General features: G+C 66.5%; 19 protein-coding genes. 15 read left to right on the top strand and 4 right to left on the bottom strand.

The genetic code is table 11. The features are described from left to right. The first annotated feature begins 65 nt into the window (after positions 1-65). From KQ910_RS19925 to KQ910_RS19875, 11 genes are all read left to right on the top strand, one after another. Positions 66-1,244 carry an ABC transporter substrate-binding protein gene (locus tag KQ910_RS19925; RefSeq protein ID WP_439653332.1) on the top strand — a complete coding sequence of 393 codons (1,179 nt, stop codon included), beginning with the start codon at positions 66-68 and terminating at the stop codon, positions 1,242-1,244. A gap of 169 nt (positions 1,245-1,413) precedes the next feature. Continuing rightward, positions 1,414-2,328, top strand: a complete 915-nt coding sequence (locus KQ910_RS19920) for a branched-chain amino acid ABC transporter permease (protein ID WP_216964528.1) — start codon at positions 1,414-1,416, stop codon at positions 2,326-2,328. After that, the gene (locus tag KQ910_RS19915) at positions 2,325-3,293 is read left to right on the top strand and encodes a branched-chain amino acid ABC transporter permease (RefSeq protein WP_216964526.1); all 969 of its coding nucleotides are present in this window, start codon (positions 2,325-2,327) and stop codon (positions 3,291-3,293) included. The genes KQ910_RS19920 and KQ910_RS19915 overlap by 4 nt, the downstream gene beginning before the upstream one ends. 7 nt (positions 3,294-3,300) lie before the next feature. After that, positions 3,301-4,053, top strand: coding sequence for an ABC transporter ATP-binding protein (locus KQ910_RS19910; protein ID WP_216965796.1), 753 nt, complete (start codon positions 3,301-3,303; stop codon positions 4,051-4,053). Continuing rightward, positions 4,053-4,754: an ABC transporter ATP-binding protein gene (locus tag KQ910_RS19905; RefSeq protein WP_216964525.1), complete on the top strand. Its 702-nt coding sequence runs from the start codon at positions 4,053-4,055 to the stop codon at positions 4,752-4,754. The genes KQ910_RS19910 and KQ910_RS19905 overlap by 1 nt, the downstream gene beginning before the upstream one ends. Before the next feature lie 16 nt (positions 4,755-4,770). Next, positions 4,771-5,856 carry a polyamine ABC transporter substrate-binding protein gene (locus tag KQ910_RS19900; RefSeq protein ID WP_216964524.1) on the top strand — a complete coding sequence of 362 codons (1,086 nt, stop codon included), beginning with the start codon at positions 4,771-4,773 and terminating at the stop codon, positions 5,854-5,856. 1 nt (position 5,857) lies between these two features. After that, positions 5,858-6,856 carry an ABC transporter ATP-binding protein gene (locus tag KQ910_RS19895; protein WP_216964523.1) on the top strand — a complete coding sequence of 333 codons (999 nt, stop codon included), beginning with the start codon at positions 5,858-5,860 and terminating at the stop codon, positions 6,854-6,856. 3 nt (positions 6,857-6,859) lie between these two features. Next, complete coding sequence (locus KQ910_RS19890) at positions 6,860-7,699, top strand: ABC transporter permease (protein ID WP_216964522.1); 840 nt, start codon at positions 6,860-6,862, stop codon at positions 7,697-7,699. A 40-nt stretch (positions 7,700-7,739) separates the two neighbouring features. Further along, positions 7,740-8,501, top strand: a complete 762-nt coding sequence (locus KQ910_RS19885; RefSeq protein ID WP_216965794.1) for an ABC transporter permease — start codon at positions 7,740-7,742, stop codon at positions 8,499-8,501. An 86-nt stretch (positions 8,502-8,587) separates the two neighbouring features. Further along, positions 8,588-9,772 carry a sulfite oxidase gene (locus KQ910_RS19880; RefSeq protein ID WP_229600830.1) on the top strand — a complete coding sequence of 395 codons (1,185 nt, stop codon included), beginning with the start codon at positions 8,588-8,590 and terminating at the stop codon, positions 9,770-9,772. Continuing rightward, positions 9,769-10,203: a hypothetical protein gene (locus KQ910_RS19875; RefSeq protein ID WP_216964520.1), complete on the top strand. Its 435-nt coding sequence runs from the start codon at positions 9,769-9,771 to the stop codon at positions 10,201-10,203. Before KQ910_RS19880 ends, KQ910_RS19875 begins: the two co-directional genes overlap by 4 nt. Here the strand turns inward: KQ910_RS19875 and KQ910_RS19870 are convergent, their stop codons facing one another. Next, positions 10,204-10,515, bottom strand: a complete 312-nt coding sequence (locus KQ910_RS19870; protein ID WP_216964518.1) for a winged helix-turn-helix transcriptional regulator — start codon at positions 10,513-10,515, stop codon at positions 10,204-10,206. Positions 10,516-10,601: 86 nt separating this feature from the next. Between KQ910_RS19870 and KQ910_RS19865 the strand changes: the two genes are divergently transcribed. Next, positions 10,602-11,159, top strand: a complete 558-nt coding sequence (locus KQ910_RS19865; protein ID WP_216964516.1) for a carboxymuconolactone decarboxylase family protein — start codon at positions 10,602-10,604, stop codon at positions 11,157-11,159. Positions 11,160-11,205: 46 nt separating this feature from the next. Continuing rightward, a complete protein-coding gene (locus tag KQ910_RS19860) occupies positions 11,206-12,024 on the top strand; it encodes an alpha/beta fold hydrolase (RefSeq protein WP_216964514.1) in 819 nt (272 codons plus the stop codon). Here KQ910_RS19860 and KQ910_RS19855 read toward each other — a convergent pair whose 3' ends face one another. Both KQ910_RS19855 and KQ910_RS19850 read right to left on the bottom strand, forming a co-directional pair. Then, positions 12,025-13,182 carry a benzoate/H(+) symporter BenE family transporter gene (locus tag KQ910_RS19855; RefSeq protein WP_229600829.1) on the bottom strand — a complete coding sequence of 386 codons (1,158 nt, stop codon included), beginning with the start codon at positions 13,180-13,182 and terminating at the stop codon, positions 12,025-12,027. 132 nt (positions 13,183-13,314) lie between these two features. Further along, entirely contained in the window at positions 13,315-14,556 is a 1,242-nt protein-coding gene (locus KQ910_RS19850) for a Zn-dependent hydrolase (protein ID WP_216964513.1), read from the bottom strand. A gap of 120 nt (positions 14,557-14,676) precedes the next feature. Here KQ910_RS19850 and KQ910_RS19845 point away from each other — a divergent pair, with 120 nt between their 5' ends. Next, positions 14,677-15,849 (top strand): CaiB/BaiF CoA transferase family protein, encoded by a 1,173-nt coding sequence (locus KQ910_RS19845; protein ID WP_216964512.1) that lies wholly within the window; start codon positions 14,677-14,679, stop codon positions 15,847-15,849. A gap of 9 nt (positions 15,850-15,858) precedes the next feature. Next, entirely contained in the window at positions 15,859-16,890 is a 1,032-nt protein-coding gene (locus KQ910_RS19840; RefSeq protein ID WP_216964511.1) for a histone deacetylase family protein, read from the top strand. A 51-nt stretch (positions 16,891-16,941) separates the two neighbouring features. Here KQ910_RS19840 and KQ910_RS19835 read toward each other — a convergent pair whose 3' ends face one another. Beyond that, positions 16,942-17,784 carry an MBL fold metallo-hydrolase gene (locus KQ910_RS19835; RefSeq protein ID WP_216964510.1) on the bottom strand — a complete coding sequence of 281 codons (843 nt, stop codon included), beginning with the start codon at positions 17,782-17,784 and terminating at the stop codon, positions 16,942-16,944. Between the last annotated feature and the right edge of the window lie 71 nt (positions 17,785-17,855).

Raw genomic sequence — 17,855 nt, 5'->3', positions numbered from 1 at the left:
ATGCCGTTGTTGGGGCCTGTTTTTTCAGCTTTTATACAAACAAGGGAAACAGGGAGCGTCGGCTCATGAAGAACAAATTGTTTGGCACCGCAACAATTGCGGCGGCAATGGCATTCGGCCTGCCGGCCGTGGCCCAGAGCCCGATCAAGGTCGGCTTCGTCAGCACGTTTTCGGGGCCGCAGGCCGCCATCGGCGAGGACATGCGCCGCTCGGTCGAGTTGGCCAAGGAGCATCTCGGCGGCAAGATGGGCGGCAAGCCCTTCGAGATCATCTACGAGGACGACCAGTTCAAGCCGGACGTCGGCAAGGCGCGCTCAGAGAAGCTCGTCCAGCAGGACAAGGTGAACTTCATCTCCGGCTACATCTGGTCGAACGTGCTGCTGGCCTCGCTCAAGACCGTCGTCGACGAGGGTGACACGATCCTGATCTCGGCCAATGCCGGCCCCTCGGCGATCGCGGGCGAACTCTGCAACAAGAACTTCTTCTCGACCTCGTGGCAGAACGACCAGACGCCGATGGCGATGGGCGACTATCTCAACACCAAGGGCGTGAAGAGCCTTTACCTGGTCGGTCCGAATTATGCCGCGGGCAAGGACATGCTCGCGGGCGTCAAGCGCACCTACAAGGGCAAGATCGTCAGCGAGGACTTCACCAAGTGGCCCGACCAGCTCGACTTCTCGGCCGAGCTGACCAAGATCGCCGCCGCCAAGCCGGATGGCATCTTCATCTTCTATCCCGGCGCGCACGGCGTTCAGTTCGTGAAGCAGTGGGCGCAGTCGGGCCTCAACAAGACCGTGCCGCTCTACCAGGTGTTCTCGATCGACGCGATCACGCTGCCGCAGCAGGGCGATCTGGCGCTCGGCACGCTGGGCGCGCAGGAGTGGGTCAACGACCTGCCGGGCGAGGCCAACAAGAAGTACGTCGAGGACTTCAAGAAGAAGCACGGCGTCTACCCGTCCTATTACGGCGCGCAGAGCTACGACGCGATCATGCTGATGGCCTCGGCCGCCGACGCGCTGAAGGGCGACCTGTCGAACAAGGACAAGGTCCGCGCCGAGATGAAGAAGGCCAACTTCAAGTCGGTCCGCGGCGACTTCAAGTTCGGCAACAACAACTTCCCGATCCAGAACTTCTACATCCAGGAAGCCGTCAAGGATCCGCAAGGCATGATGACGGTGAAGACCATCGCCACCGCCGTGAAGAACGCGGTCGATCCCTTCGCCGAAAAGTGCCCGATGAAGTGAGATCGTTTTCCTCCCCATTCAGATGGGGAGGTGTCGCCGTCTCACGGCGACGGAGGGGTCAAGTCTTCTGACCCCTCCGTCAGCGAAGACGCTGACACCTCCCCAGATGACTGGGGAGGAAAGGAATTCGGGAGCGCGGCGACGCGCTCCCGTTTTGTTTGAGGAACAGATGGAATATCTGCTGCTACAGGTGCTGAACGGCGTGCAGCTCGGCCTGCTGATGTTCCTGCTCGCCGCCGGGCTGACGCTGACCCTGGGCATCATGGACCTGGTCAATCTGGCGCACGGCTCGCTCTACATGATCGGCGCCTACATCGCCTGGACCCTGATCGGCGTCACGGACTCGTTCGTGCTGGGCGCGCTGCTGGCGCTGCCCGCGACCTTCCTGGTGGGCGTCGCCGTCGAGATCATCGTGATCCGGCGGCTCTATGCGCGCGATCATCTCACCCAGGTGCTGGCGACCTTCGGCTTGATCCTGTTTTTCAACGAGCTGGTGCGCGCGCTCTGGGGGGCCGGCGGCAAGAGCATCGCGGTGCCGACCTTCCTGAACCGCACCATCGAGATACTGCCGGGCGTTCCCTACCCCGCCTACCGCTTCGCCATCATCGTGGTCGGCGCCGCGGTCGCGATCCTGCTGGCCTGGCTGGTGGCACGCACGCGGCTCGGCATGCTGATCCGCGCCGGCGCCTCCAACCGCCGCATGATCGGCGCCCTGGGCGTCAACATCGAGCTGCTGTTCAGCCTCGTGTTCGGCCTGGGTGCCGTATTCGCGGGGCTGGCCGGCCTGATGGCGGCGCCCATCGCCTCGGTGCGGATCGGCATGGGCGACGACATCCTGATCCTCGCGCTGGTGATCATCGTCATCGGCGGCATCGGCTCCATCAAGGGCGCCTTCATCGCCGCGATGGTGGTCGGCCAGATCGACATCGTGGGTCGCGCCTTCCTGCCGGACATGCTGAAGACCTTCATGAGTTCCAGCGCTGCCTCGAGCGCCGCGCCGGCCATCTCGCAGGTGCTGGTCTATGTGCTGATGGCCGCCGTGCTGGTGTGGCGGCCGACCGGCCTGTTCGGCCAGCGCACATGATCGCGGCCCTTCGCACGCCGCGTGGCCTTGCAACGGCGCTGATCCTGCTGGTGATGGCGGCCCTGCCGCTACTCACCCAGGCCTTCGACCAGCGCTATCTCCTCTCGATCGGCACGCGTATCGTCATCTGGTCGATCGCCGCCGTCAGCCTCAACATGATCCTGGGCTATGGCGGGCTGGTGAGTTTCGGCCACGCGATGTTCTTCGGCATCGGCGGCTATGCGGTCGGTATCCTGTCGGCGCACGGTGTCTCCAGCGGCTGGATCCAGTGGCCGGTCGCGATCTTGGCCGCGACGGTGTGGGCTGTCCTGATCGGCGCGCTGTCGCTCAGGACACGCGGCCTCTACTTCATCATGATCACGCTCGCCTTCGCCCAACTCGTCTACTACGTGGGCAGCGGCCTCGAAGCCTATGGCGGCGACGACGGGCTCAACATCAGCCGCAGCCGCTTCCCCGGCCTGATCGACCTGCGCGACAAGGCGAATTTCTACTGGGTCTGCTTTGCGCTACTCTGCGGCAGCCTGTGGTTCTGCAGCCGCTACGCCAACTCCCGGTTCGGCCTGGTGATCCGCGGCGCCAAATCAAACGAACTGCGCATGATGGCGCTGGGCTTTCCGGTGTTCCGCTACCGGCTGGCCGCTTTCACCATCTCCGGCGCGTTCGGCGGGCTTTCGGGCATCCTGCTCGCCAACGAAGGCGCCTACATTTCACCCGCCATGATGTCGTGGATGAAGTCGGGCGATCTCATCGTCATCATCGTGCTGGGCGGCATGGGTACGCTGTTCGGCCCGCTCTACGGCACCATCGCCTTCTTTGTACTGGAGGAAGCGTTGCCGCCGATCCTCAACCTCGCCCACAAGGGCTGGGGCGAGTACTGGATGATCGTGTTCGGCCCGCTGCTGGTCCTGATCGCGCTCTACGCGCGCGGCGGCATCGATTCGCTGCTGGGGCGCCGCCATGACTGAACCAGCCATGACGGGGCCGCTGCTGCGCACCGAACTCCTGGTGAAACGCTACGGCGGGCTGCTCGCCACCGACAATGTCTCGATCGACGTCCGGCCGGGCGAGATCCATGCGCTGATCGGGCCGAACGGCGCGGGCAAGACCACGCTGGTCCACCAGCTCACCGGTGTCGTCGCGCCGGATTCGGGCACCATCCACTTCGCCGGCCAGGACATCACCCGGCTGCCCACCCATGCGCGCGTGCGGCTGGGCCTCGGCCGCTCCTTCCAGATCACCTCGGTACTGCGCGAGTTCACGGCGCTGGAGAACGTGGCGCTGGCCGTGCAGGGCCATGCCGGCCATTCCTTCCGCTTCCTCGCCGACGCTCGCCGGGACGAGACCTTGCGTGCGCCCGCGCGTCACCTGCTCGACGGGGTCGGGCTCGGCGGCCGCTCCGGCATCCTCGCCGCGTCGCTCAGCCACGGCGAGCAGCGCCAGCTCGAGATCGCCATGGCGCTGGCCGGCGAGCCCACCCTGTTGCTGCTCGACGAGCCGATGGCCGGCATGGGCGTCGAAGAGAGCCAGCGTCTGATCGGTTTCCTGCGGGCGCTGAAGCAGAAGCACGCCATGCTGCTGATCGAGCACGACATGGACGCGGTGTTCCAGCTCGCCGACCGCATCACCGTGCTGGTCTACGGCCGTGCCATCGCCAGCGGCACGCCCGACCAGATCCGCGCCAATGCCGAGGTGCGGCAGGCCTATCTCGGCGAGGAGTCGCCCTGATGCTGAGGGTCCGCGACCTCGACGCCTTCTATGGGCCGAGCCAGGCGCTATTCGGCATGGAACTGGCGATCGAGGCCGGCCAGGTCGTGACCCTGATGGGCCGTAACGGCATGGGCAAGACCACGACCGTGCATACGATCATGGGCCTGCTGCCGGCCCGGCGCGGCACGGTCGAGTTCGAAGGCAACAGGGTCGAAGGACTGCCCGCCTTCCGCATCGCGCGGCTGGGCATCGGTCTCGTACCGGAAGGCCGCCAGATATTCCCCAATCTCTCGGTGCGCGAGAATCTCGTGGCCGCCAGCGCCAACCGTACCGGCCGTCCCAGTCCCTGGACCATCGCGCGCGTCTTCGAGTTCTTCCCGCGCTTGGCCGAGCGCCAGCGCAACATGGGCAACCAGCTCTCCGGCGGCGAGCAGCAGATGCTGGCGATCGGCCGCGCGCTGATGACCAATCCCAAGCTGCTGATCCTCGACGAGGCGACGGAGGGGCTGGCGCCGTTGATCCGGCAGGAAATCTGGTCCTGTCTCGGCCGGCTCAAGGCCGAGGGCCAGGCGATCCTCGTCATCGACAAGAACGTGTCGGCGCTCATTCCCCTCGCCGACCGCCACCATATCGTCGAGAAAGGCCGCGTCGTCTGGGCCGGCTCGTCCCAGGCCCTGGCCGGGGACAAGGACCTGCAGCACAGGTATCTTGGCGTCTGATCCTGCGGAGTTGCCGATGCGTCTGCTTGCCGTTGCCTCCTTGCTTGCCTCTGCCTTTGCGCTGCCGGCTTTCGCCCAGGGCCAGGTGAACGTCTACAATTGGTCGGACTATATCGCCGAGGACCAGATCAAGGACTTCGCCAGGGATACCGGCATCAAGGTCAACTACACGACCTATGACAGCAACGAGATCCTCGACGCCAAGCTGCGCACCGGCAAGTCGGGCTATGACATTGTCGTGCCGACCGCCTCGCCGTTCTTCGTGCGGCAACTCCAGGCCAACATCTTCCTGCCCCTCGACAAGTCGAAGCTGAAGAACTGGAAGAACCTCGACCCCGAGATCATGACGGCACTGGCCGCCTACGATCCCGGCAACGCCCATGCCGTACCCTGGATGTGGGGCACGATCGGCATCGGCTACAACGTGGCGGAGATCAGGAAGCGCATGCCAGATGCGCCGGTCGATTCGCTGCGCATGATCTTCGATCCGGCGGTCGTCTCGAAGTTTCAGGATTGCGGCGTGATGCTGCTCGACAGCGCCACCGACATGCTGCCGGCCGCGCTCAAGTATCTCGGCCTCGATCCCGATTCGAAGAAGCCCGAGGATCTCGCCAAGGCCGCCGACGTGGTGAAGGCCGTGCGGCCGTATGTCCGCAAGTTCCATTCCTCGGAGTACATCAACGCGCTGGCCGGCGGGAACATCTGCCTCGCCTTCGGTTTCTCCGGCGACGTCTTCCAGGCGCGCGATCGTGGCGCCAAGGCGGCCAATAAGGTCGACATCGAATACGCGATCCCCAGGGAAGGCGCGATGCTGTGGATCGACGTTGTCGCCATTCCCAAGGATGCGCCCAACCAGGCCAACGCCTATCGCTTCATGGACTTCATGCTGGAAGCCAAGGTCGCCGCCGCGTCGAGCGAGCTCACCGGCTACGCGAACGGCAACAAGGCGGCCTTCGCGCTGCTGCCCAAGGACATCTCGGAGAATCCGCTGATCTATCCGCCGCAGGCCGTGCGGGCCCGTTTCTACACCATCACCGCCGGAACGGCCGAGCAGACGCGCGAACGTACGCGGCTGTGGACCTCGGTGAAGACGGGTCGCTGAATTGAATTCAGGACCGATCGTCCGCATCGAGGGGCTGACCAGGCGCTTCGGGCCGATCGTCGCCGTCGATCGCGTCGACCTGGAGATCGCGCGCGGCGAGCTGTTCGCGCTGCTGGGCGGCTCGGGCTGCGGCAAGACCACCTTGCTTCGCATGCTGGCGGGCTTCGAGACGCCCGACGAAGGCCGGCTGTTCATCGACGGACAGGACATGACCGATGTACCGCCCTACCGGCGGCCGGTGAACATGATGTTCCAGTCCTACGCCCTGTTCCCGCACATGGATGTAGCAACGAACGTGGGCTACGGGCTGCGTCGCGACGGGGTGAAGGCGCCCGAGATCGCCACGCGCGTCGCGGAGATCCTGAAGCTGGTGCATCTCGACGACCACGCGAAGCGAAAGCCGTCGCAGCTCTCCGGCGGCCAGCGCCAGCGGGTGGCGCTCGCACGGGCGCTGGTGAAGCGGCCGAAGCTCCTGCTGCTCGACGAACCGCTGGCCGCGCTCGACCGCAAGCTGCGCGAGGCCACGCGGTTCGAGATGGTGCGCTTGCAGGAACAACTCGGCCTCACCTTCGTGATGGTGACGCACGACCAGGAAGAGGCGATGTCGATGGCAACGCGGCTCGCCGTCATGAATGCCGGCCGCATCGTCCAGATCGGCACGCCGCACGAAGTCTACGAGCACCCGGCCTCGCGCTTCGTGGCCGACTTCATCGGCATCGCCAACATCCTGGCTCTGCCGGGCGGCGGCTGGATGGCGCTTCGGCCGGAGAAGATCGCGCTCGCGGCCGCGCGGCCGGACCTGCCGCAGGCGGTGGCCGGGAGAATCGTCGACGTGGCCTACGAGGGCGACCGTTCGCTCTATCACGTCGCCACCGAAGCCCACGGCACGATGATCGTCTCGACCACCAACGGCAGCCGCACCACCGGCGAAACCTTCGTCCGTGGCCAACAAGTGTGGCTGGGCTGGGCCGACGAGGCTGGCCAGAGGCTGGAGGCTTAGACGATGCGGTTCGTCATCGGGCTGCCCTTCCTGTGGCTCGGCCTCTTCTTCCTGCTGCCTTGCCTTCTGGTGCTGGCGATCGCGCTCGGCATCAACGCGCCCGACTCGGTGCCGCCGGTCGAGTTGGGCCTGAATTTCAAGAGTTTCGCGCTCCTCTTCTCCGACGATCTGTATCTCGCGGCCTGGCTCTCCTCGATCAGGATCGCAGCAACCTCGACCCTGGTCGCGCTGCTGCTCGGCTATCCCATGGCCTACGCCATCGCCCGAGCCGCGCCGCAACGGCGGCCCTTGCTGCTGATGCTGGTCGTGCTGCCCTTCTGGACCTCGTTCCTGATCCGCATCTATGCCTGGATGGGTCTGCTGGCCGACAACGGGCTGATCGAGCAGTTCCTGCGCTGGACCGGCCTCGCCGCCAATCCCGGCACGATCCTCGGCACCGAATGGGCGGTGCATCTGGGCATCGTCTACGCCTACCTGCCGTTCATGGTCCTGCCGCTCTACGCGACGCTGGAAAAACTCGACGACAGCCTGCTCGAAGCCGCGGCCGATCTCGGCGCAAAGCCCTTCGCGGCTTTCCTCACCGTCACCCTGCCGCTGTCGCTGCCCGGCATCGTCGCCGGCTGCCTCCTCGTATTCATCCCGGCCGTCGGCGAGTTCGTGATCCCCGATTTGCTGGGCGGCACCGAGACGCTGATGATCGGCAAGGTCCTATGGGACGAGTTCTTCACCAACGGCGACTGGCCGCTCGCTTCCGCCGTCGCCGTCTGCCTGCTGGTACTGCTGGTCGGGCCGATCGCCCTCTTCCAGCGCAACCAGGCGCGCAGCCTGGAGCGGCGCACGTGACGAGCGTCGCGTGATCGGGCGCGCCCGCTTCGCCTTCGGCATGCTGGCTTTCGGCTATGCCTTCCTCTACCTGCCGATCGCGCTGGTGATCGTCTATTCGTTCAACGAGTCGCGTCTCGTCACCGTCTGGTCGGGCTTCTCCCTGAAATGGTGGCAGGCGCTATTCGCCAACGAGGCGATGCTCGACGCCGCCTGGCTGTCGCTGCGCATCGCGCTGGTGAGCGCGACCGGTGCCGCGTTGCTGGGGCTTGCCGCCGGCTATGCGCTTGTGCGCGCACCGCGCTTCCCCGGCCGCACGCTGTTCGGCAGTCTCGTGGTGGCGCCCATGGTGATGCCCGAAGTGGTGATGGGCATCTCGATGCTGCTGCTGTTCGTGGGCTCGGAGAGACTCTTCGGCGGACCGGACCGCGGCTTCCTCACCATCGCCATCGCCCACACGACGTTCTCGATCGCCTTCGTGGCCATCGTCGTGCAGGCCCGCCTCGCCGATTTCGACCGCGCGCTGGAAGAAGCGGCGATGGACCTCGGCGCCACGCCCTGGGTGACCTTCCGCACCATCACCCTTCCGTTGATCGCCCCGGCCATCGGCTCGGGCTGGCTGCTGGCCTTCACCTTGTCGCTGGACGACCTGATCCTGACCCAGTTCGTCGCCGGGGCGCAGTCGCAAACGCTGCCGATGCGCGTCTATTCCAGCGTCCGCCTCGGCGTCGACCCCCAGATCAACGTGCTCGCGACAATCGTCGTGACGGTCGCGGCCTGTGCACTGATCCTGTCCGGCTGGCTGACGCGGCGGAAAGTTTGAGCTAAGAATCCCCGGTCAGGGAGGAAAAAATGCTGCGCTCCGGAACGTCCAAGGCATCGCGTCGTAATGTACTGAAAGGGGTCGGTATGGCCACTGTCGGTGCGTCTCTGGGGGCCTCGCTGCCGCCCGTCGGTTCCGCTCTGGCACAGGGCGCGCCGGCAGCCGCCAAGGGGCCGAAGCTGCTCGAGATGGAGGGCAAGGCCAAGCTCGCGGTGCTCGGCGACAAGCCGCTCGTCGCCGAGACGCAGGCCGAGCTGCTCGACGACAACGTCACCCCGACCAACAAGCTCTTCATCCGCAACAACGGACAGGTTCCGGACGTCACGGGCGATCCCAAGGCGTGGAAGGTCAAGATCGACGGCGAGGTCAACACGCCGCTCGAGATCACCGTCGGCGACCTCATGAGCAAGTTCCCCGCCGTCACCTATCAGCTCATGCTGGAATGCGGCGGCAACGGCCGCTCCTTCTTCTCGCCCGATGCCCGCGGCAACCAGTGGACCAATGGCGGCGCGGGCTGCCCGATGTGGACCGGCGTGCGCCTCGCCGACGTGCTGAAGTCGGCTGGCCTGAAATCCTCGGCGGTCTATATCGGCAGCTACGGCGCCGATCCGACGCTGGCCGGCGACACCGACAAGCCCAGCATCTCGCGCGGCGTGCCGATCGCCAAGGCGATGGAGGAGCACTCGCTGATCGCCTTCAAGCTCAACGGCCAGGACATGCCGCTGATCCATGGCGCGCCGGTCCGCCTCGTCATCCCGGGCTGGCCCGCTTCGGTTTCGACCAAGTGGCTCAACCGGATCTGGGTGCGCGACAAGGAGCATGACGGTCCCGGCATGGGCGGCTTCTCCTACCGCGTGCCGAAGACGCCGATCGTGCCCGGCAGCAAGGGCAACGAGAAGGACATGGCGATCCTGGAATCGATGCCGGTCCGCTCGGTCATCACCTTCCCGGCCGACGGCTCGAAGCTTACCTCGCGCAAGCTCGACCTGCGTGGCCATGCCTGGGCCGGCGACTTCGACATCAAGACCGTCGACATCTCGACCGACTACGGCGTCACCTGGAAGCCGGCCAAGGTCGATGCGCCGGCCAACAAGTATGCCTGGCAGAACTTCAGCGCGTCGATCGAGCTGCCGACGACGGGCTATTACGAAGTGTGGGCCAAGGCGACCGACAGCAAGGGCGTGACCCAGCCCTTCCAGGCCGCCAACTGGAATCCGCAGGGCTACGGCGCCAACCCGATCAACCGCATCCGGGTGCTCGTCGAATCTTGAGCCAGATCAACATCATCCACGCCGCCGTCATCGGCCTGACGGCGACGTTCCTGTTGCTCGCCTTCGACCGCGCCGGCGAACTGCGCAAGGACCAGTACGTCTATGTGCCGCCGGCGCCCAAGGTCGCGGCGGCGGCCGTCGATCCCGACAAGGGCAAGCCGCCACCGCACAACGACAAGGTCGAGGACCTGCCCGAGGGCAAGAACCGCGAGCTGACGTTCTACACGTGCACGGCCTGTCACGGCGTGGCGCTGATCAAGGCGCAGGGCCTGACGCGCGAACTGTGGGACTCGACACTCGACCTGATGGTCGAGAAGCACCGCATGCCGCCGATCAAGGCCGAGGAACGGGTCGAGATTCTCGACTATCTCGCCGAGCAGTTCCCGCCCCGCCGCAAGGGCCGCGGAGCGGATAATCCTTTCCTGAAATAGTCAGCGCACGGCTCTGGCCCACTTCTCCGACCAGACGTGCAGCGGCAGGAACAGCTTCAGCAGTTCGTTTCCAAGATCCGTGAGGCGGTAGCCAACCGCCTCGTCGAGTTCGACCAGCTTCGCCTCGCGTAGTTCCGCGAGGCGCGTGTTTACGATGGTAGGGCTGGCGCCGATCAGGTCCTGCAGTTCGCGGAAGCGACGCGGATCCTCACGCAGCTCCCATACGATACGCAGGGTCCAGCGCCGGCCCAGCAGGTCGAGCAGCGCCATGATGGGGCGGCCGGAGGTCGAGCCGCGCACGCGCTTCACCATCTATTTCACTCCATTACTACATTTTCTGTAGCGAGCCCGAATTGCCATTGCTACTGAATATGTAGCACCACCATCGGAGACCAGCCATGCCCCGCATTGCCCCCGCCGAGGCTCCCTATCCGCCACAGATTGCCGCTGCGCTCGAACGCATCATGCCCGCGGGCGTGGCGCCGCTGGTCCTGTTCCGGACGATGGCGCGCAACCCGCGCGTCTTCGAGAGGATGTTTGCCGGCGGCCTGCTCGACAGGGGCGTGCTCTCGCAGCGCCAGCGTGAAGTCGTGATCGACCGCACGACGGCGAAGCTCGGCGCCGAATACGAATGGGGCGTCCACATCGCCTTCTTCGCGGAAAAAGTCGGCTTCGACGCGGACATGATCGCGGCGACCGTCCACGGTCCGGCCGATGCGCCCTGCTGGTCGGCCGACGAGCAGGCGCTACTGGCGGCGGTCGACGATATGGTCGAGCAACACACGATCGGCGACGCGACGTGGGCGAGGCTCGCCGCGCATTTCGACGAGACGCAGATCCTCGAAGTGATCGCGCTCGCGGGCTACTACCACACGATCAGCTTCCTCTGCCGCGCGCTCGACCTGCCCCTGGAGTCCTATGGCGTGCGTTTCCCTGCCGCGCCTCGCCACGCCTAGATCCCGGGTTTCCTTTTCCGCCATTCCGTGATCGGATTGCCGGAACATGCCCGAGATCGACTTCCGGAACGTCCGCGCCACTTATCAGAGCTGGGGGGAAGGCCCACCCTTGCTCCTGCTTCATTCCGGAGGCGGCTCGGGGGCGCAGTGGAGCCGGATCGCCAAGACACTGGCCCCGGAACGCCTGTCGATCGCGCCCGACCTGCTGGGTTTCGGCGCGACCGGATCGTGGCCCGAAGCGGGCGCCCTGACGCACGACCTGCAGGCCGATCTGGTGGCACAGGTCATCGCGGTCAACACGGACCGGCCCGTCGATGTCGTTGGCCATTCCTATGGCGGCGCGACGGCAGTGCGGCTGGCGATGAACCATCGCGACAGGGTCCGCTCGCTCGTGCTGATCGAGCCGATCCTGGCCAACCTGCTGCGCGAAGCGGACGACGTCCTCTTTCCCGAGAGCATTGCCGTCGCGAAGGAGTTCATCGCGAACGTCGAGCAGGGAAAGCCTGCACTGGGTTGGGAAATATTCCTCGACAGCCGCAACGGGCCCGGCACATGGGCGCGCATCTCCGATGAGCAGCGCGGTCAGTTCGTGGCGCGGGCGGACTCGGCACGGGACGCTTTCCTGTCGAACCTGGCGAACGTCACGAGTTTCGCGGACTGCCGCTCTCTCGATGTTCCCATGACGATCGTCTGCGGCGCAAAGACTTCCGCGCCCGACCGGCGCACGACCGAGCTGCTGAAGGACTGCGTCGTCGGCGCGACCTATGTCGTGATCGCGGGCGCCGGCCACATGTCGCCGCTCACCCATTCCGCCGATGTCACGTCGATCGTCCGCGAGCATCTCCAGCGGGTCGATGCCGTCTGATTATCTCTTCATGAGACGGTCGATCGTCAGGATCAGCAGGCCGAAGACGAGGCCCCAGAAGGCCGAGCCGACACCCATCAGGGTGACGCCCGAGACGGTGACGGCCAGCGTCCCCGCCGCCGCGAGACGGTCCTGGTCGCCCGCCAGGGCGATGCCCAGGGCGCCCGCCATCGAACCGAGCAGCGCCGTGCCCGCTACGGTGGCCAGCAGCGCCGGCGGCAGGGCGCCGAACAGGCCGACCAGCGAGGCACCGAACAACGCGATCAGTCCCCAGAACAGGGCGTAGAACGGCCCTGCCTTCCAGCGCTGCGCCGGATCGGGATGGGCGTCGGGTCCGGTACACAGCGCCGCCGAGATCGCGGCGAGGTTCGAAGTGTGGGCGCCGAGGAACGCCGTGCCCAGCGACGCCGCGCCCGTCACCGCGAGGATGGGCTGCGTCGGCGGTTGGTAGCCCGAGCCGCGCAGCACCGCGAACCCCGGCAGGTTCTGCGACGCCATCGTCACGAGATAGAGCGGCACGCCGAGGCCGATCAGCGTCGCCACATCCCAGGCAGGCGCGGTGAGCACCAGGGTCGAGATCCCGAGCGACGGCAGCGGCTTCACGAGGCCCAGCGACCAGGCCAGCAGCGCTCCCGCCACCAGCACGATCAGCGACGCGAGCGCGGGGAAGAAAACGCGTGCCACCAGGAACAGCGCGACGAGCGGCAGGACCAGCAGCGGCGCCGACGGCACATGCTCGACCATCGCCATCACGAGACGCAGCAGGATGCCGGCCAGCATGGCCGCCGCGATACTGCCGGGAATTTTCCCGATCAGCCGGCCGAGCGGCTTCACCGCCGCCGTGAGCAGGATCAGCAGCGCCGCAAGCACGAAGGCGCCGACGGCGGCGGCAAAACTCGGCACGCCGGAAGTCGAGGCGATGAGCGCCGCGCCCGGCGTCGACCAGGCGGTGATGATCGGCATGCGATAGCGGACGCTGAGCAGCAGCGCACTCGCCGCCGTCGCGAGGCCGAGCCCCGACACCCACGAGCTTGCCTGGTCGGGCGTGGCCCCCACCGCCTGCGCCGCTGCCAGCACGACGGGCAAGGTGCCGCCCACGCCGGCAATCGTCGCGACCAGCGCGGCGGCCGCGACCGAGATGAGGCCGCCGGCCTTCAAGAGCGCACGCCTGCTGAGACCAGCCTGGTTGTCATCCCGAGCGAAGCGAGGGACCCTTCGCGGTAGCGATCAAGTGTCCCACGCCTGCGGCCCGGGATGACAAACTTCGTCAACCGCCCGCCGTGCGCCTGCTCATGCATTCGCGCGCTCGACCATTGCCTGCAGCAGGATCTGCGCGCCCGCACCGACGTCGCCCTTGCTCGCGTCCTCGATCTCGTTGTGGCTGACGCCGTCCTTGCAGGGCACGAAGACCATCGCCGTCGGCGCGACGCGGTTGACGTAGCAGGCGTCGTGGCCGGCGCCGCTCACGATGTCCATGTGCGGATAGCCCGCCTGCTCGGCGCCGCGGCGCACCGCGTCGACCAGCTCCTTCGCGAAGGGCGAAGGCGGAAAATACCAGATCTGCTCGATCTTCACCTCGAGCCCATGGCGCCTGGCGATGTCGGCCGCGGCGGCGCGCATCTCGGCGTCCATCTTCGTCAACTCGGCATCGTCGGGATGACGGAAGTCGACCGTCATGAAGACGCGGCCCGGGATGGTGTTGCGTGCCTGCGGCAGGCTGTCGATCACGCCGACGGTCGAGCGCCCGTTCGGCCGGTTGCCGATGGTGCGCGCCGCCACGATCAGCTCGGCGGCGCCGACCAGCGCATCGCGGCGGCCTTCCATCGGCGTCGTGCCGGCATGGCTCTCCATGCCCGTCCAGTTGATCTCGTACCAGCGCTGGCCCTGCGCGCCCGTGACCACGCCGATCGTCTTCTTCTCGCGCTCGAGGATCGGCCCCTGCTCGATATGCGCCTCGAAGAAGGCGCCGATCGGCCGGCCGCCCACCGGCTCCTTGCCGTCATAGCCGATCTGCTTCAGCGCCTCGCCGAAGGTGACGCCGTCGCGGTCCTTGATCGAGAGCGCATGTTCCAGCGTGAAGGCGCCGCCGAACACGCCTGACGCTACCATCGCCGGCGCGAAGCGGCAGCCTTCCTCGTTGGTCCACACGGCAACTTCGATGGGAGCCTCGGTGACGTAGTTGGAATCGTGCAGCACGCGCAGCACCTCCAGCCCCGCCATCACGCCATAGGCGCCGTCGAACTTGCCGCCGGTCGGCTGGGTGTCGAGATGGGAGCCGGTCATCACCGGCGGCTTGGCCGGATCACGGCCCTCGCGGCGGGCGAAGACGTTGCCGAGTTGGTCGACCTTGATGGTGCAGCCCGCATCCTTCGCCCAGCGCACGAACAGGTCGCGCCCCTGCCGGTCGAGATCGGTCAGCGCGATGCGGCAGACGCCACCTTTCTCCGTGCCGCCAATCTGGCCCAGCTCCATCAGGCTCGACCAGAGCCGGTCGTGATCTACGCGGAGATTGGGGCGGTCGCTGGCGGTCATTGGCTACGGACTCCGGATCGGGACAAGCCGCGACCATAGCAAATGCCAGCCAGCGAAACGAAGCGCTTGAGCGTGCCTGCGTCGTCTTGCATGGGTTGGGTCCAGGAGGAATTTCATCACATGCTTCCGCTGTCCGACACGCTCGTTCTCGACCTCACGCAGGTCATCGCCGGTCCCACCGCCGGCCAGATCCTGGGCGACATGGGCGCCGACGTGATCAAGGTCGAGCCGCTGAACGGCGAGCATTTCCGGCCGCATTTCGGCGGCGCCTGGGTGCCGTCGATGAACCGCAACAAGCGCGGCCTGGCGATCGACCTGCGCAGCGAGGGCGGCAAGGACGTGCTGATGCGCCTCGTCAAGAAGGCCGACGTCTTCATGGAAGCCTTCACACCGGGCGTGATCGACAAATTGGGCTTCGGCTGGGACACGGTGTCCAAGGTCAATCCGCAGGCCATCTACGCGTCGATCTCCGGCTACGGCCAGACCGGCCCCTACTCGCCGCGCGCCGGCTACGATCCCTGCATCCAGGCCGAGATCGGCCTGATGGACGCGACCGGCCCCTACCAGGGCGAGATGTGCCGTGTCGGCACGGCGCCGATCGACTATTCGACCGGCCTCGCCTGCGCCGGCGGCATCGCCTTCGCGCTGCTGCACCGGATCAAGACCGGCAAGGGCCAGCGTCTCGACCTCTCGCTGTTCGACGTCGGCATGCACATGATGAGCCACTGGATCACCAACCACGGGCTGACCGGCGAGAACCCGGAGCGCATGGGGACGTCGAACACGATCCTCTGCCCGCTGCGCGTTTTCCCGACGAAGACACAGCCGGTGTTCGTGGCCGGCACCAACGACGCCTTCTGGCGCCTGCTCTGCACGGGGCTGGGCAAGCAGGACTGGCTGGCCGACGAACGCTTCGCGACCAACGCCGGCCGAGTCGCCCATCGCGGCATCCTCGAAACGATGATCGAGGAGTATTTCCTGCAATACACCGCCGACGAGCTGCTCGAGCGTTTGATCCCCGCCGGCATGCCCTGCTCTGCCGCCTACAAGGTGAGCGACGTGATGGCGAGCGATCACGCCAGGGCGCGCGGCTCGGTGCTGGAGATCGACTATCCGGGCATCGGGCCGGTGAAGTCGGCCGCCAACCCGATCAAGCTCTCCGCCGCGCCGGTGGAGACGCGGCAGAAGTCGCCCGGAATCGGCGAGCACACGGTCGAGATCATGCGCGAGGTGGGCTATAGCGATGACGAGATCGCCGCTCTGAAGACGGCGAAGGCCATCGCCACGACCTGAGGTCCCGCCTTGAAGATCGTCTATTCCGAGAAGCACGCCCAGCACGATCCGCAGCACTTCGTGGTGCGGGGCACTAAGCAGCGCAGCGCGGAGCAGCCCGAGCGCGCCACCCGCCTGCTGACGGCCGCCATGGAAGCGGGACACACGATCCTGCCTCCCGGCTCATACGGTCCGGCGCCGGCGGCAACCGTGCATACGCCGGACTATCTCGACTTCCTGCAGATCGCCGCCCGCGAATGGGCGAAGCTGCCGGGTGCGGGTCCGGAAGTGGTGCCCAACGTCCATCCGGCACGCGCCCATGCCTCCTACCCGAAAGCGCTCGCGGGCCGCGCCGGCTGGCATCAGGTCGACACAGGCTGCCCGATCGGGCCGCATACTTGGGAAGCGGCCCTCGCCGGTACCGAGGTCGCCGCGACCGTCGCCGACATGGTGCTGGCGGGCGAGAAGCACGCCTATGCGCTTTGCCGGCCGCCGGGGCACCATGCCTATGCCGACATGGCGGGCGGCTTCTGCTTCCTGAACAACACGGCGGTCGCGGCGCAACGCCTGCGCAGCCGGCACGAGCGCGTGGCGATCCTCGATGTCGACGTGCATCACGGCAACGGCACGCAGGGCATCTTCTACGAGCGCGACGACGTTCTCACCGTCTCGATCCACGCCGATCCCGACTATTACTATCCCTTCTTCTGGGGCCATGCGCACGAGCGCGGCACGGGCAAGGGAGAAGGCTTCAATCTCAACCTGCCCCTGCCGCTCGGTTCACCGGACGCGCCATGGCTCGAGGCCGGCGACAAGGCGCTGACGCGCATCAAGGAGTTCCAACCCACGGCACTGGTCGTGGCCCTGGGCCTCGACGCCAGCGAGAGCGATCCGCTACAGGGCCTGAAGGTCACGGGCGCAGGCTTCCACGCCATGGCGGAGAAGATCGCGCGCATGGGCCTGCCGACGGTGCTGGTCCAGGAAGGCGGCTATCTCGGCGACGATCTCGGCCGCAACCTCGTGCAATTCCTGGCAGGCTTCGAGAAGGGACGCGAACTCTAGTTAAGAGGCCCGCGAATCGCAGCGGGCAAGCCATAGAACGGATCGGCCTGTTCAGTCCCCGCCATTCCCGCCGACGACGTAGACGGTGAGCTTCTCGGGCAGCGTGTCGTGCGCCACCTCGATGGTGCGACGGTCGGGCCAAATGAAGACGGCGTCCTGGTCCTGCATCAGCTCTTCGAAACGTGCGACCTGGCCGCGTCCCCAATAGTGCATCGGCAGCACGATGCGCGGCTGGATCTGGCGGACGACCTCGACCATCACCGGCAGGCCGACCGTGTAGGCACCGTCGATCGGCACCATCAGCACGTCGATGCGGCCGAGTTCGTCGAGATGATCCTTGGTGAGCCGGTGATGCAGGTGGCCGAGATGGGCGATGCAGAGATCGCCGATGGTGAAGGTGAAGATCGAGTTGCCGTTGATGCGCGCCGAGCCGCCGCCCCAGTCGCGGGCATTGGTCGGCAGGTTCGCCACCTTGAGATCCTTGAGCGCAACGTCGTGACGCGCCTCGGTCTCGCCGTTCTCGCTCGGCCAGCCACGCAACACGTAGGTGATCCCCTCCTCGGGCGTGTCGGTGTAGTGCGTCGAATGCGCGTTGTTCATCGTCACGATGTCGGGCTTGCGGCCGAAACCGTTCAGCCCGTTGTAGTCGGTGATGGCACGCACGCCCTGCGGCGTATCGATCTCGAAGCTGGAATGACCGAGGAACGTGATGATCGCGCGGCTCGCTGCGTCCGCCGCCATCTGCGCCCCGTCGAGCGAGGCCATCTGCACGCCGCGTCCCTGCAGGGTGGGGCCGAGCTCGACCAGGTTCTTGGAGCAGCGCGCCAGGGCCGGTCCCGCCATCAGGGCGAATGCGGTGGCACACAGGGCGACGAGGGACAGGCGCAGGGTCATGGAGCCTCCGAGGCAGGCGTGCAGCTTCCCCCCAGATGCACTCGATATGCCAGCACTGACTCCCGTTGACT

Source organism: Reyranella humidisoli (genome assembly GCF_019039055.1).
In the GTDB taxonomy this organism is placed as follows: domain Bacteria; phylum Pseudomonadota; class Alphaproteobacteria; order Reyranellales; family Reyranellaceae; genus Reyranella; species Reyranella humidisoli.
The sequence above is the reverse complement of the archived record's forward strand: the minus strand, read 5'-3'. Positions and strand labels throughout refer to the sequence as shown.